The organism is Acinetobacter sp. ANC_7655 (genome assembly GCF_056784015.1).
Genome location: NZ_JBWYJB010000005.1, coordinates 153484 through 168836 on the forward strand (window position 1 = coordinate 153484; position 15353 = coordinate 168836).

The 15353-nt window shown below is 38.3% G+C and carries 13 protein-coding genes; 7 read left to right on the forward strand and 6 right to left on the reverse strand.

The window, feature by feature from the left end:
• The first annotated feature begins 74 nt into the window (after positions 1–74).
• The 5 genes from mdtD to AC1M9N_RS07865 all read left to right on the forward strand — a co-directional run bounded on the left by mdtD (position 75) and on the right by AC1M9N_RS07865 (position 5247).
• Positions 75–1466, forward strand: coding sequence for a multidrug transporter subunit MdtD (gene mdtD, locus AC1M9N_RS07845; RefSeq protein ID WP_481954551.1), 1392 nt, complete (start codon positions 75–77; stop codon positions 1464–1466).
• Positions 1467–1554: 88 nt separating this feature from the next.
• Positions 1555–2319: a glycoside hydrolase family 25 protein gene (locus tag AC1M9N_RS07850; RefSeq protein ID WP_481607889.1), complete on the forward strand. Its 765-nt coding sequence runs from the start codon at positions 1555–1557 to the stop codon at positions 2317–2319.
• Positions 2320–2418: 99 nt separating this feature from the next.
• Entirely contained in the window at positions 2419–3429 is a 1011-nt protein-coding gene (locus tag AC1M9N_RS07855; protein ID WP_481607890.1) for an MBL fold metallo-hydrolase, read from the forward strand.
• Positions 3430–3471: 42 nt separating this feature from the next.
• Positions 3472–4533: a DNA polymerase IV gene (dinB, locus tag AC1M9N_RS07860; protein WP_481607891.1), complete on the forward strand. Its 1062-nt coding sequence runs from the start codon at positions 3472–3474 to the stop codon at positions 4531–4533.
• Positions 4534–4893: 360 nt separating this feature from the next.
• Positions 4894–5247: a RidA family protein gene (locus AC1M9N_RS07865; protein WP_481954552.1), complete on the forward strand. Its 354-nt coding sequence runs from the start codon at positions 4894–4896 to the stop codon at positions 5245–5247.
• A 44-nt stretch (positions 5248–5291) separates the two neighbouring features.
• Here AC1M9N_RS07865 and AC1M9N_RS07870 read toward each other — a convergent pair whose 3' ends face one another.
• Both AC1M9N_RS07870 and AC1M9N_RS07875 read right to left on the reverse strand, forming a co-directional pair.
• On the reverse strand, positions 5292–5837 hold the full coding sequence (locus AC1M9N_RS07870; protein WP_092767397.1) for a DUF2726 domain-containing protein: 546 nt from the start codon (positions 5835–5837) through the stop codon (positions 5292–5294).
• Positions 5838–6265: 428 nt separating this feature from the next.
• A complete protein-coding gene (locus AC1M9N_RS07875; protein WP_035268131.1) occupies positions 6266–8662 on the reverse strand; it encodes a YgiQ family radical SAM protein in 2397 nt (798 codons plus the stop codon).
• A gap of 326 nt (positions 8663–8988) precedes the next feature.
• Here AC1M9N_RS07875 and AC1M9N_RS07880 point away from each other — a divergent pair, with 326 nt between their 5' ends.
• Both AC1M9N_RS07880 and AC1M9N_RS07885 read left to right on the forward strand, forming a co-directional pair.
• Entirely contained in the window at positions 8989–10014 is a 1026-nt protein-coding gene (locus AC1M9N_RS07880; protein ID WP_481613078.1) for an alpha/beta hydrolase, read from the forward strand.
• A gap of 489 nt (positions 10015–10503) precedes the next feature.
• Positions 10504–11046, forward strand: a complete 543-nt coding sequence (locus AC1M9N_RS07885) for a type 1 glutamine amidotransferase domain-containing protein (RefSeq protein WP_481597428.1) — start codon at positions 10504–10506, stop codon at positions 11044–11046.
• 40 nt (positions 11047–11086) lie between these two features.
• Here AC1M9N_RS07885 and AC1M9N_RS07890 read toward each other — a convergent pair whose 3' ends face one another.
• From AC1M9N_RS07890 to AC1M9N_RS07905, 4 genes are all read right to left on the reverse strand, one after another.
• Positions 11087–11398: an ankyrin repeat domain-containing protein gene (locus AC1M9N_RS07890; protein WP_481954553.1), complete on the reverse strand. Its 312-nt coding sequence runs from the start codon at positions 11396–11398 to the stop codon at positions 11087–11089.
• Positions 11399–11566: 168 nt separating this feature from the next.
• The gene (locus AC1M9N_RS07895) at positions 11567–12061 is read right to left on the reverse strand and encodes a hypothetical protein (protein WP_481954554.1); all 495 of its coding nucleotides are present in this window, start codon (positions 12059–12061) and stop codon (positions 11567–11569) included.
• 65 nt (positions 12062–12126) lie between these two features.
• A complete protein-coding gene (locus AC1M9N_RS07900) occupies positions 12127–13476 on the reverse strand; it encodes an aromatic acid/H+ symport family MFS transporter (RefSeq protein WP_092767403.1) in 1350 nt (449 codons plus the stop codon).
• 372 nt (positions 13477–13848) lie between these two features.
• A complete protein-coding gene (locus AC1M9N_RS07905) occupies positions 13849–15099 on the reverse strand; it encodes an esterase-like activity of phytase family protein (protein ID WP_481954556.1) in 1251 nt (416 codons plus the stop codon).
• Positions 15100–15353 lie beyond the last annotated feature (254 nt).

Below are 15353 nucleotides of genomic sequence, written 5' to 3' on the forward strand. Positions count from 1 at the left end.
TCCTTCGTAAATAAACCACAAGTGATACTGAGAAACTGTTTTAAAATATTAACTTACTAATATGATCCTACAAGATGAGCAGCACAGCACACCAACCCTTACAGCCTGAGTTTAGATTATTGGTGTTTTTGGTCTCGATCGGCTTTTTTATGCAAGGTCTAGACACAACTATCATCAATACTGCGATTCCTGCAATCGCTCATCACCTCAATGAAGATCCTCTACACATGCATAGTGTCGTGGTGGCTTATGTATTGTCAGTCGCAGCCTGTATTCCACTCAGTGGTTGGCTGGCTGACCGATTTGGTGTCCGAAATGTTTATTTTTCTGCAATTATCATTTTCACTTTGGCATCGCTCGGATGTGCATTTTCTTCTAATTTAAATGAGCTTTTATTTTTCCGAGTGATTCAAGGGATTGGAGGTGCTTTACTGCTTCCAGTTGGGCGTCTTGCAATGTTGAAAATCATTCCTAGAACGCAATTCCTTGCAGCCATGTCTCTGATGAGTCTTGCAGGTCTGATTGGCCCCTTAATCGGTCCTACTCTTGGCGGATGGCTGGTGGAGTACGTGACTTGGGAGTGGATTTTCTTAATTAATATTCCTATTGGACTCATTGGAGTTTTTCTCACATTTAAAGCCATGCCAAATGTGACCGAGACCCATGTTGCTAAATTTGATTTTTTTGGCTTCTTGTTATTAGTCATCGCGATGGTTGGCTTAAGTTTAGGGATTGAAAATTTTGCTAGCCCCTATCTTCCACTATGGTGGAGTATTGTTCTTATTATGTTTGGTTTATCTGCAAGTGCTTGGTACATGGTGCATGCCCATACCCACCAAAATGCTCTATTTCGTGGGAAACTATTCAAAAATCAAATTTTCGCGATTGGTATTGTAGGCAACTTTTTTGCCCGCTTAGGCGGCAATGCGATGCCTTTTCTTATCCCCTTAATGCTACAAGTTGCTTTTGGTTTTGAACCATTTATTACCGGTTTACTTATGATTCCAACGGTATTGGGTTCACTGGCATCAAAACCGATCATTCGCCAAATTATTCAACGATTTGGGTATCGTCGGGTGTTATTAGTCAATACCTGCCTTATTGGCTTATGTATTGCAAGTTTTGCCCTCACCTCAGCCGAAACACCTTTATGGCTAAGAACATTACATTTCTTCATTTTTGGTATGTTGAACTCACTGCAATTTGTTTCTATGAATACGCTAACCTTAAAGGATTTGCCTCAACAAGATGCTAGTAGTGGTAACAGTTTTCTCTCGATGATTATGATGGTATCCATGAGTATTGGTGTAGCGCTTGCAGGTACACTGGTTAATGTGTTCACCGCTTATCTTGGTACTGCACAAATGCAACAGGCCTTCCAATGGACCTTAATTTTAATGGGCTCAATTAATATTATTACCATGTTTATTTTTTGGAAAATTCCGAAAGAAATGGATGATGACTAATGGATATGGATTCTAGATACTGTCACTACCATTTACGTTTATTCGCGTTATGATATTAATTATATTTTGCACCAAACTTTAAGTGCTCATGAATTCAAAAAATAAGCAGCATATCTATTCGCAGAAGATTATCTTGTGGACTTCCCTTTTAGGTGCAGCCCTGATCGCACTCATGGTCGGATTATTGAGCTTTTTCTTTTTGCCGTTTCAACCAGCAACAGCTCAAGAATATCCAATCAAAGGATTTGATGTCTCACATCATCAAAAAGAAATTCGCTGGTCACAAATTCCCAAAAAGGAATATCAATTTGTCTACCTCAAAGCGACAGAAGGTGGCGACTTTAAAGATCGAAAATTTCAGGATCATTGGCTCAAAGCACGCGAGCATGGTTTTAAAGTCGGAGCGTATCATTTCTATCGACTTTGCCGTGATGGTAAAGTTCAGGCATTAAATTTCATTGATTCTGTGCCACGTAAAGAAGATGCCCTTCCTCCAGTCATTGATTTGGAATACGACAGCAATTGCATCAATACCTATAGCAAAGAACAACTGTTATATGAAATCGATGTTATGCACGATTTGCTGCATCAACATTATGGCAAACAACCTATCTTTTATGTTTCTAAAGCCTTCTATAACATCGTACTTGCGGGTGCTTTTACGAATACTCCACTCTGGGTACGTGAATACAACTCTCAACCTGAATTAAAAGACAATCCAGATTGGATCTTTTGGCAATACACTAATAAAGGTAAAATTAAGGGTATTTCTACACCAGTGGATTTGAATGTATTTAATGGCGATCAAAACGACTGGATAAAATTTCTAAAATTAAATCAAATTGAGCCATAAATTTTAAGGAGTCAGTACGTTACAACTAAAGAGATCTAACAAAAAAATAGAGTGCAACTGGGCTCAAGCAAGCGAGTTACGCTTTATAAGGATGACATGATGTCGCTTAAAAAAGGGATTTTAACAGTGGTTGGTCTTTTGGCTGTCACGCTCATGGCTGCGTTTTTTTATTTATGGCAACCATCAGGAAAGCTCTCCGAATTTAATCAATGGAAGGCTAAAATAGACCAACCCGTCAGTGAACAAAAATTAAATGTTCGCTTTTTTGGCGTTTCCACATTGCTATTTGATGATGGTAATTCACAAATTCTAATTGATGGTTTTTTTAGTCGACCATCTCTCATGAACATTGCTTTACAACGCCTCTCCAGTGATCAAGCACTGCTTCACAATATGATTCAGGACCATGAGCTTAAACGCCTCAAAGCCATATTGGTGACCCACAGTCACTATGATCATGCTTTGGATATCTCAGTGCTCGGAAGTTCACTCCCAAAAACTCACATCATTGGTTCGTTGAGTACACTAAATATAGCACGAGGCGGCAAAGTGCCTGAGCATCAATTGAAACTGGCACTGCCTTTTCAAGCACTACAATTGGGTGCATTTCGTATTACGCCTATTCCCTCACAACATACGCCACCTACAGCAGTGAACAATGATTTAGGTGAAGAGATTCTGCATCCACTGCCTCAGCCAGCACGTTTTTATGAGTTTAAAGAAGGCGGTAGCTTTGACTACTTGATTGAGCACAATAATCACAAAATTTTAGTTAAAGCCAGCACAGGTGCGCTTCCTAATCAATTTCAAAAGTTAAATGTAGATGTCTTGTTTTTAGGAATTGCTCAGCTTTCAAAACAATCACCCGAGTTTCAACAACAGTATCTCGCTGAAACCATTGATCAGTTACAACCGAAAGAAGTCATTCCAATTCATTGGGACAATTTCTTTAAACCACTTTCACAGCCTTTAGAGTTTCTACCACGAATAGCAGATCATTCTCCGAAAAGCCTACAACTCGTGATTGATCATGCACAGCATCAAGGTCGAAAGGTGACTTTACTGACGGAGCCTTACGCATACCCAATAATCAGCTCAACGACGCCTTAATTATGGGTTAAAATTAAGGCATCTCATGATTGATTGAACATTTTGCGAAAGATAATTCATATCGATATGGATGCTTTTTACGCTTCTGTGGAGCTTAGAGAGCGTCCAGAATTACAACACTTACCAGTGGTCATTGCATCTCATCACCCACGGGCCGTCGTTGCAGCAGCATCATACCCAGCTCGTGAGTATGGCTTACGTTCGGCCATGTCGATGACACAAGCCAAAAAACTTTGCCCACAAGTGATCGTCATTGAGCCAAATTTTTCTAAATACCAACATGCTTCAGCTCAAATTCATGAGATATTTCAAAAATATACCAGCATCATCGAACCCTTATCGCTGGATGAAGCATATTTAGATGTGACTGAAAATTTACAGCAGATCCCAAGTGCCACTGAAGTTGCAATGTATATTCGTGATGAAATATTTCAGCTTACTGGATTGACCGCCTCAGCAGGCGTTGCACCAAATAAGTTTTTAGCCAAAATTGCATCTGATTGGAATAAACCGAATGGCATTTGTGTGATCAAACCCAATCAGGTGCAACAGTTTATCTATGATCTTCCACTCAAAAAAATCCCTGGTGTAGGAAAGGTCACACAGGAAAAATTAAAAGCTTTGCAACTCGAAAAACTTGGGGATTTACAGCAAGTCGAAGAAAACTTTCTCACTCATCATTTCGGAAAATATGGCAAACAATTATTTCTCTATGCTCAAGGGATCGATGAGCGACCTGTTCAAAGCGAACGCCAAAGACAGCAAATTTCTAAAGAAACCACGTTTGATGAAGATCTTTTTTTAAACCAATGTGATCAATTTTGGACTTCACTGCTTTCTCGTGTTTGGCAAAATCTTCAAAACAAGGAAATGATCGCTAGAGGTATCAGCGTCAAACTCAAACTTAAAAATTTTCAAGTTTTACAACACTCTAAAAGCTTTAAACAACCTTTCAATCACATAGAGGATTTGCAACTGGCACTCAAATTATTGTTAATGGAAATGAATATTCCTGATGAATATCAGTTTAGACTCATTGGTGTTGGGGTGTATCAACTTTCAGAAAAACAACAAGACACGCAACTCAATTTATTCGGATTGTAAATTTCGTCTAGTTTTCATGCAAAAGAACAAAATTAAGTCAATTTTTTTCGCCTTTTTTTCCTTTTTAGAGTAATCTAATCGCGCAATACATTTACCCATGTGTCTGCTGAGATGTTGTTAGAAGACCTATATCTAACACATTTGTCCTGTGATTGGCGTGACAATCCATCCGAATATTACAGGGCACTCTAATCTGAATGGGTACAATGTCTTTTTCCTCCAAATATTTCTGATCTCCTCCCATAAAAATAAACTTTCAGAGATACAGCAATTAAACCGAATTCATAGTTCCAATTCCCCTATACTTTCTGAATCCTATACTGCGTTTCATAATCTATATATCTATAAGGGATGAGTTTTATGTCTGTTCAACGTTTACACGTTCAAAAACGTTTTTCTGAGGTCGCTATTTTTGGTCACTTCGTTCATCTGGCAGGTCAGTTAGCAGAAGACACGTCGCTCGACATTCGTGGACAGTCACAACAAACCTTTGACATTATTGACCGTTTATTGGCTGAAGCAGGTACAGATAAAAGCCATATCATGTCTGTGACAATTTATCTAAAAGATATTAAAAAAGATTATGCAGCATTCAATGAAGTTTGGGATGCATGGGTTTCTGATATTCAAGCTCTACCGCGTACATGCGTAGAGGCTAAACTGTATCATCCCGATGTTCTTGTTGAGCTAACGGTAATTGCCGCGAAACCTTGATAAAAAAAAGCATGCCTGAGCATGCTTTTTTATTTCAAAAATGATTAGCTAAATGCGCGAATATCTGCCAATCGCCCAGCGCTATACTTTTCTAATTTATGCTCAATCACGGATTCATCTCCCCATTCAATTGGCATATCCTCAGTGTATTCATCCAAAAAATCACGTCTTAACTGCACATATTCTGGGACAGCATGGTAAGAGATCACTTTGTATCCCGCGGTTTCAAGTAATGCATTTTGAAACTGTAACGTATGTCCACGTTTGAATGAAAATTTATCTTCTAAACTGACAATGGCAAGAACTTTACAATCCTTATTCATCACCACAAAATCAGCAAACATTGACTCATATTTACGGCGTGTACGCGGTAACTTTGTGGTCAGTAAGGCGTCAAAAGAGACATGTGCCAAAATATGCGCATTTGGCATGATTTCTTTAAGACGATTGAAAGTTACTTGCTGATAGGGGCTAAACACTGCTCTTTGACGGAGCATGCTATCAGAGGGTTGTTGATGCTTTAATCCTTTATAAGCAATGAACAACACCACAGCGAGTATGATCACACTCGCGATGATCATGATATCCATGACTAGTATCCTTATTTGAATTCTTATCGTTAATTTCTTTTTTAAACTACTTCAAAAAACACAACTTTTATTATTGTTTCATTATGCTGATGTTATACATCGCATAGTCCAAGTGAAAAGCGCTTCAGACCAAGCTTATATTAAACATGTTCTGCACTTATTGGCTATAGTTTAAAACATGAACCACATCACACTATTACATAATTGTTGGACAATGATGAAAATTTCATTTGAAGATAATACAATATCATCTGAAATGAAAAACTCAAAACCTCACTAAACTACTAATTTAAATGATTATTTTAAAATAAAAAAGAGACTTACCCAAATCAAGCCCAATATTCCGATAAAATGAGCATCATCGAAAATATTGTATAGAAAATGTTCAAAAAAGGACGCCGCAGCGTCCTTTTAAAAGAAATTATCATTTATGCACGAGACTTGGGTTTGGATTTACCCTTAGGTTTCCCCTCGCCAAAAGGTTTTTTGCGATCTCCAGTCTCACGTGGTGGCAAACCAGTGTGCTGTGTCAAGATTTGGCCTTTCTTCGGACGATTATTTTGTCCTTGTGATTGACCACGATTAGCGGTTTGACCCGTACGTTTTTGTGAATCACCTGCAACAGTTGAATTTTTCTTACGTGCAGATTGATATTGACCATCCGTGCCCTGAGGCTGATACGTCGGAATCAAATGTTGCTTAGAATTACCAATTAAGTCCTGACGACCCATTTCTTTCAAAGCTTCACGCAGTAAAGGCCAGTTATTAGGATCATGGTAACGTAAGAAAGCTTTATGTAAACGGCGGCGTTTTTCACCTTTTACAATGTCGACATCTTCAGTATAACGTGCCACTTTCGCAAGCGGATTTTTACCGGTGTAGTACATGGTGGTCGCAGTTGCCATTGGTGATGGATAGAAGGTTTGTACTTGGTCAGCACGGAAACCATTCTTTTTCAACCAAATCGCAAGGTTCATCATGTCGTAATCGGTTGTACCTGGATGCGCTGCAATAAAGTAAGGAATAAGATATTGTTCCTTACCTGCTTCTTTACTGAAACGATCAAACATTTGCTTAAAGCGATCATACGTCCCGATACCTGGCTTCATCATTTTATTGAGCGGGCCTTTTTCGGTATGTTCAGGTGCAATCTTTAAGTAGCCACCAACATGATGCGTAACTAATTCTTTGACATATTCAGGGTTCAAAACTGCAAGGTCATAACGTAGACCCGAACCGATCAAAATCTTTTTAATACCTGGTAAAGCACGAGCTTTACGATATAACTGCGTAAGAGGTGCGTGATCAGTATGCAAGTTTTGACAAACACCTGGGAACACGCACGATGGCTTACGACAGTTCTTTTCAATTTCTGGATCTTTACATGCCAAACGATACATATTGGCTGTCGGACCACCTAAGTCCGAAATAATGCCTGTAAAGCCCGGCGCCGTATCACGAATCTTTTCAACTTCACGTAAGATCGATTCTTCAGAACGGTTTTGAATAATTCGACCTTCATGCTCCGTAATCGAACAGAAGGTACAACCACCGAAACAACCACGCATGATGTTCACAGAGAACTTGATCATGTCAAACGCTGGGAAACGCGCATCGCCATAAGATGGATGTGGTAGACGTGCATAAGGTAAGTCGAACACATAATCCATTTCTTCTGTGGTTAATGGAATTGGCGGTGGATTAATCCAGACATCACGCTCACCATGCTTCTGCACGAGTGCGCGCGCATTCCCTGGATTGGTTTCTAGATGCAAAATACGGTTTGCATGGGCATAAAGCACTGGATCATTGGCAACTTCTTCAAAAGAAGGTAGACGAATCACAGCCAATTCACGTGGTGGCAATTTATGTTTAATCGCCTTAGATGATGGCTGTAACTGCACAATTTGCGTATCTGCATCCAAATTGTCGCCTTCACGAACAATCGGATTGCTGACCACTTCTTTTTGGAAATTCTGATACTGCGTTAAGCTGTTGCCTTTGTCTTTCTCAATTTCACAGCCATCAATATCTTCGGTCATCACATATGGATTGATGATTGGATCAACACGGCCTATGGTATCGACATCATTTGATGCGATCTCAACAAATTTAGCTTTCGCTGCACGGTTATGCTTATTAATAATAAATGCAGTACCACGAACATCAGTAATGTCTGTAATTTTTTCGCCTTTGGCTAGACGGTGCATCACTTCAATGATTGAGCGCTCACCATTACCATACATTAATAGATCTGCTTTTGAATCCATTAAAATAGAACGACGAACTTTGTCAGACCAATAGTCATAATGCGCAATACGACGTAATGAGCCTTCGATACCGCCTAGCAGAACAGGAACATCAGGGAACGCTTCACGACAACGTTGACAATAGACTGTTGCTGCACGGTCAGGACGTTTATTCGGTTGATTATCTGGAGAATAAGCATCATCTGAACGGATCTTACGGTCAGCCGTATAACGGTTGATCATAGAGTCCATGTTACCTGCCGATACGCCCCAAGCAATATTTGGTTTACCAAGTACACGGAATGCTTCAACATTCGTCCAGTCTGGTTGGGCAATAATACCAACACGGAAACCTTGCGCTTCAAGCACACGGCCAATGATACCGGTTACAAATGATGGATGATCGATATAAGCATCACCACAAACAAAAATAAAGTCACAACTATCCCAACCGAGTTGGTCCATTTCCTCGCGTGACATCGGCAAAAAAGGCGCGGGTTCAAAACAAGACGCCCAATATTTGTCGTAATCAAACAACGCTTTTGGCGCAGTCTGAGCGGTATAAGCAGTAGACATGGCTAGCAATTCTCGGCTGGCAGATGGAAGATCAAAAAATAGATCAAAGATGAAAGCCGATCATTTTACCATGAATTCAACTCAACTTGCTTGATTAAAAAACAATCAAATACAACTGCTTAAATTTTCTATTCATCACTGATGACCTAAGACCTAGTTGTGTACACTTAACATACAACAAAATCTAAACAAAAAATAATATGCATTTAATTTCAGTAACTTGAGCTTAGCAATTGACTCGATTCCTTTACGACTGATGATTTGGGTAATAAACAAAGTTGCTTTTCATTTTTATAGTGTTTGAAAAAAACGAAAGGCGTTTAATCGTGCTCAAAATAATACTCACAACCGTTGCCACCATGATGGCTTTATTAATTTCCAATTTGGCTTGGACTCAAACTAAAATTCCACAGTCTTACCAGCAACAAGCAGCTTGGCAACAATTACAACAAAGACTCCCTTCGAAGTTTCGTATCAATGACCAAAACAAACCACATGAGTACTACTGGAGTTGGAATGATTACCGTGTACATGTCGATGCTTATCCCAATACTAAAGCGCCAGCCAAAGTCATTTTATTACATGGCGTAGGTACAAATGGTCGTCAGATGAGTTTAATTCTTGGGCGTCCACTTGCCCAAAAAGGGTATGAAACCTTCGCATTGGATTTACCCGGTTATGGTCTGACACAATATCCTTCAAAAAAAGAAATTCGTTATGATCATTGGGTGAAATTGGTCAATGATTTTGTGAACGAACAAGCGCAAAAAGATGATCGTCCTATTTTCCTTTATGGACTCTCAGCAGGTGGAATGCTCACGCTACATGTGGCCATGCAGAATCAACATGTCGATGGCATCATCGGAATGACGTTTCTCGATCAAGAATTTAAAGACGTTCAAAAAGGAACTATGCGTTTTAGTGCTCTAAGCCCTATTCTTTTGCCAAGTATGAAAGCAGTAGCGCATACCCCTTTGAAGCAAATCACCTTACCTATGTCCTTGGTTTCAAAGATGTCAAAACTCACCAATGACCCTGAAGCCTTACGCATCATGTTGGCAGACAAAACATCTGCAGGTAATAGCATGAGCGTTGAATTTTTAAACAGCTATATGCATTACCAAAAACCATATCCTTTGACTCAGTTTAATCAAGCACCTGTGTTACTGACTCAACCTGAACAGGATCAATGGACTCCTTTAAAATTGAGCCAACCTGTTTTGAAACAGTTGAAAGTACCTTATCGTGTGATGAGTTTACAAAATGGCGGGCACTACCCTGTTGAGCAACCTGCATTAGATCAGCTGGTAAAATACAGTGATCAATTCATTCGTGAAAATTTACAACGCTAAATTGATCTATTGAACGATAAATGAATCACTTAGATTGTTTTGTAAGCATTTTCCTACAATCATCTCTTCCATTGTCGGCTATGCATATCAACGACACTGCACTATTCTTAAACCATCAGGAAACAGGAAGTTTCCCAAACAAAAAACAACAATAATAAGTTTGAGCATCAGGACGTGAGGTACGACAGGAGTTATACCTAAAAGCAGCCGATACGAAGAAAAGCCCATCAGGAAGATGGGCTTTTCTTTTTCTTAGACGTAGAATTTTTTAAGCACACTACACGTTGTCACGCTTGTAAAACAATTATTCATCATGCTTTTTCGCTTTCACAACACTTTCATGCATTCCATTTGTTAGTTTTAAAGTGTGTCACGCAACAACTCTGACTGTAATTTCCAAAGTGCAAGCAACTTATGCTGTTCCTACAATACGGAATAGCCTAGTGCAAACGGCTTGCATACAAAATTTTAAAGATTGAGGATGTGAACATGGCAAAAGCTTTATTTATTACTGCAAATTTTGGTGTTGAAAAAGATGAATTAATCAAACCCTTAGCATTTTTAAAATCAAAAGGGATTGAAACCTATCATGCTGCTGAAGAAAAGAAATCTGTTCAGACTGTGGTTGGGGATCAAGAGCCTTCTGATCAAGTTCAACCTGATTTAAGCTTCGATGAAGTCATCGCAAATGACTATGACATCCTGATTATTCCTGGGGGAACGGTGAATGCGGATAACTTGCGAATTCATCCACAGGTTCAAAAATTGATTCAAATTTTTGCTGACCATCAAAAACCAATCGCAGCTATTTGTCATGCGCCTTGGACATTAATTGATGCGCAACGTATCAAAGATAAAAATCTGACGTCTTATAAGTCAGTAAAAATTGATTTAGAAAATGCAGGCGGTAAATGGGTCGATGAAGAGGTGCATCGTTGTAATACTGGCGGTTGGCCGCTCATTACTTCACGTTGTCCTGATGATATTCCTGCATTTAATGAAGCCATTTATAAAGAATTGACGCAGTCTTAAAAGATTAAAACCCCTTTTTAGGGGTTTTATTTTGTATGTTTTACAGACTTTTTAAGTAATCTACGATTTCTTGCTCGCCTGCCATTTCAGCGAGTTCTAATGCAGTAAATTGACCTTTGTAAGCAACATTTGCACCTTTTGCGACTAGCAGTTGTACTACATCTAAGTACCCATTCTCTGCGGCTGCTTGAAGTGCGCTATAACCGTCATCATCAATTTGGTTTACATCAGCTCCGTTGTTTAAAGCTGTTTCAACTTCTGTGATTTCGCCTAATGAAGCCCAATAGATGAGTTCAGGAAGATGAAGTTCCCTATCATCGTCAGGGATTGGGGAGAATGAGTTAAGTTTCATGTCTTGTTCCATAATGAAAAATTCGTTTTTTCATTTAGTTTGAGTAGATAAATATAAGTCTTTCATTTCTGCTGAATCAGACATAAACCATTCTATCATTTCCCAATTATCTAATTCAGTCGAAGCATTACCCATGCTTTTTCTAATTGCCAATAACATTTCAGATAACTAAGAAATCCAGACTGATGTTTGGACTAACACATGCTCAGGGGAATTATCTTTCATCTTGTTATAAGAATAAGCATGCTGCATCAAGGCATTGTAAGCATGAATTACCGAATCATCAGCAACTAATGAAAGCTTAAAAGCAATTTTACGATAGTCTACACTCAGCATTCTTCCGATACTTAATTGATCCTTAGTCTTTCCCTTATATTTTGGATCTGAATTAAAGATAGCATCACTTGTGAACATAATGATGAACGGCTCTAATAATAAATTATATGTTTCAATTCTATCTACATGTAATTTATCTTCTAACTCTTTAATGCGTTCTAAATTTTTTAATTCTAAATCTGTATTTTTTTCGACATTATTTTTTATATGCCATCCAACGCCAGTTAATGCTAAAACTAGCAAAGGTGTTAATGTATTACTTAAAGCCACAACATAATCTATCCAATCTTTTTCCATATCAATGATAATAATTTTAAATATTATCATTATATTAGCTCCTGCTACTTTAATAAAAAAGCCCCCTTACGGAGGCTTTTAAATCATTCAATTATTTAAGCTTTGGCAATACTTGGCTGACTTGAACCAATCTTTTCAGATTCACTTTCATTCATAATCAGAGCCACTGCAATTGCGGTAATCAACACAGGTAAACCTACTGCCATAAAGTTAAAATGCGCTGGTAAGTTCATCCCTAATAAGCCACCAATCAAGATTGGACCAACAATTGCTCCCATACGACCAATCGCAGATGACCAGCCAATCCCTGTTGAACGAACTGCCAATGGATAGTACTGAGCTACGTAGCTGTATAACAACATCTGTGAACCAATCGATGCAGCACCTGCCAAGAACACCAAGATGTAAAGTAACAGCATATTCGACTGGAAGCCCATTAAGCTCATCACAATCGCACCCATTAAACCCAAGAACATCAATACAGGTTTTAAATGGTAACGGTCTGCCAAGATACCACCGCCAACGATCCCCACTACCGCTCCAACATTCATGACCATCATGAACATTAAGCTATTATCCATTGAGTAGCCCGCAGCCATCATCAATTTCGGTAACCAGCTGCTGAGTGCGTACATGGTTAATAAGCATGTAAAGAATGCAACCCAGAACAACAATGTATTTACAGCGCGACCGCGACGGAACAAGCTGACAACAGTTGCCGATTCAGGCTCATCTACTTGATCAAGCTCGAAAGTTGTATCTTTCTCAACTTTTACTTTAGGTTCAATCTTCGCCACAATTTGACGAGCTTCTTCCTGACGATTTTCTTTTACGATGAAAGTTAAAGACTCAGGTAAGAATTTCCAAATAATTGGAAGTAAAAGTAATGGAATACCTGCGATAAAGAACATGATTTCCCAACCAAAACTTGGTGTAAACCATGAACCTAATAATGCAGCCATCACACCACCTACCGCATAACCACTAAACATAGTAGTTACCAAGGTGCTACGCATTTTTTGAGGTGCATATTCTGAGGTCAAAGCCACAAGGTTTGGCATAACACCACCAATCCCTAAACCTGCCAAGAAACGCAAAATACCGAACTCAGTTGGATTGGATGCAAAACCACCCGCAAAGGTTAATCCACTGAATAAAATAATACAGATCATAATGACTTTTTTACGGCCAATCTTATCTGCTAAAGAACCAAAAATCATTGCGCCAAACATCATCCCTGCAAGTGCAGTACTTGCGAGCATGCCTGCTTGAACAGCACTTAAACCCCATTCATCCATCAATAATGGTAAAACTACGCCATTAATTGCTAAGTCATAACCATCAAACAGGATAATGAGTAAACACCAAGCGACAACATTGAAGTGAAATGGTGTGAATTTAGCATGGTCAATAATTTTATTGACGTTCATTGCTTGCTGTGACATTCCTCACCTCCTGTGAGAGATCGTATTTCAATAATCTTTAAGCACGATCCAACCAACTTTGAATTTAATTGTTGTGAGCGACGCATCAAAATCGTGTGCTTAAAGTCTGTGAGGTAAATTTCACATAATTCTGTGTTAATAAAAATTGAACGTTAGTCTAAAATCCAATCAAAATTAGGCTTTTTATCTAAATATCGCATTAGACCAAAGTTAGTTTGACTTATAAAAATCAGTGTTTCCATCATTTTATTGGTGAGTAATGATGATATCTCGGTCAAATACGAATTTATTAAAGTACTTATTTAATTATGATATTTTTCACTTAATTTAATAAAAAACCTCATAGATCAAAATCTATGAGGCCTTGAACAATTAATATAACTTTTTGTCTAATTTAATCTGAATAATTTCATTATCATCTGCAAGTTTTGCATTACGTCCACTTGAACCTGGAAAATTATTGTCATTCAACACTGTGATTAAATCAGGTCCTTCGATCACAATATCTTCAATGGTAAAGAATGGAAAACCGAAACGCTCACCCGTCATAATATCGCCTTCACGTGGCGTACCATATAATAAATTTGGATTCGCAATATCCATTAAATTGACCAAGTCCATCTTATTAACCAACTGCTTCGGTTCATTCAGTTGTATTCGAACTAATTTCTTAAAACCACCAATATTATTTTCAGTATCATCACGCTCAATTACAATACCTTCATTTTGACTAAATAACTGGAAATCACCAATTGCTGTTGCTTTAGGGTCGAGCTCAAAATAGTAATTGTCATTTGTATATGCTTTTTTAGCAATATCAAATTTTGAAATTAATAAATGTCTTTGCGCATTCTTGCTTAATGGTTTTTCCAGCATTGGATATAAATATTGACCATCTGGAGAAATAGCCATGCCTTCAAATCCACCACTTCTTTGCACGAGCGCATTTTCTATTTCAGCCGCACTTTGATGAAGTTGATTTTGTGGAGATCTAAGCTCTTCTCCTTCTTTTTCAGGATGAGGCAATGCAATCGGAGCACTCTTTAAGACACCATCAGCACTAAAATGCAGTAAAAATGGACCGAATTCATCTCCGATCCAAATATCGCCATTTTTATCACGCTGTATAGATTCCGGATCAAAATCAGCACCTGTTAAAAGGCGTTCTGGCGTACTCTCATTGACAATTTTGAACGGTACTAACTTATTCGGATCACGAAGCTGTATATGAGACAGTATTTTAACGTTATTTGAGTTGGTCTTAGCAGTTCTAAAATCTACTGAAATATTATAAAGACGTAATAGATAGTCTGCTGAGTTATCTTGTGCCCCAAATCCATTATCAGACATTACAAGATACGTTCCATCAGCATTTTTTAATGCCCCAGAAAATCCTTGAACTGGCTGACCTTTAAATGGCGGATAAATACCATTTGCACCTTTAACATAAAGTCCTGAATCTGGTCCATCGGCATAGGTAGCTACATCAAGCTTTGCAAATGAAACAAGTGTAGGTTCATTTATTTGATTTTTTGGATCTGAGGTGATCTTATCATCAGAATCATTACAACCGCTAAGGGCTAAAAATGACAATAGTATTGTGCTTAAAAGTGTCTTGTTCATAAATCCATATGTATCACTTAATTTAGGACTCATGATTAAACGGCATGATGGTGTCATTCCTCTGACAGATCAATGAAGATTTGATGAAGGCTTTTATTATTAGTTCCTCACTATATAAAAATCTTTATCAGTGAGTTCTAAGATACATTTCCCTTTATATTTAATTCTTTATTTCAATTTATATATATAAAAAAACACCCCCTTCGAATGAAGGGGGTGTTTAGAATAATGAGCTGGCGATGACTTACTCTCAC

Coding starts and splice junctions, on each gene's coding strand:
- AC1M9N_RS07850 (WP_481607889.1), top strand. CDS start 1,555: ATGAATTCAAAAAATAAGCAGCATATCTATTCGCAGAAGATTATCTTG.
- AC1M9N_RS07895 (WP_481954554.1), bottom strand. CDS start 12,061: ATGATAATATTTAAAATTATTATCATTGATATGGAAAAAGATTGGATA.
- mdtD (WP_481954551.1), top strand. CDS start 75: ATGAGCAGCACAGCACACCAACCCTTACAGCCTGAGTTTAGATTATTG.
- AC1M9N_RS07905 (WP_481954556.1), bottom strand. CDS start 15,099: ATGAACAAGACACTTTTAAGCACAATACTATTGTCATTTTTAGCCCTT.
- AC1M9N_RS07875 (WP_035268131.1), bottom strand. CDS start 8,662: ATGTCTACTGCTTATACCGCTCAGACTGCGCCAAAAGCGTTGTTTGAT.
- AC1M9N_RS07855 (WP_481607890.1), top strand. CDS start 2,419: ATGTCGCTTAAAAAAGGGATTTTAACAGTGGTTGGTCTTTTGGCTGTC.
- AC1M9N_RS07865 (WP_481954552.1), top strand. CDS start 4,894: ATGTCTGTTCAACGTTTACACGTTCAAAAACGTTTTTCTGAGGTCGCT.
- AC1M9N_RS07890 (WP_481954553.1), bottom strand. CDS start 11,398: ATGAAACTTAACTCATTCTCCCCAATCCCTGACGATGATAGGGAACTT.
- AC1M9N_RS07885 (WP_481597428.1), top strand. CDS start 10,504: ATGGCAAAAGCTTTATTTATTACTGCAAATTTTGGTGTTGAAAAAGAT.
- AC1M9N_RS07870 (WP_092767397.1), bottom strand. CDS start 5,837: ATGGATATCATGATCATCGCGAGTGTGATCATACTCGCTGTGGTGTTG.
- AC1M9N_RS07900 (WP_092767403.1), bottom strand. CDS start 13,476: ATGTCACAGCAAGCAATGAACGTCAATAAAATTATTGACCATGCTAAA.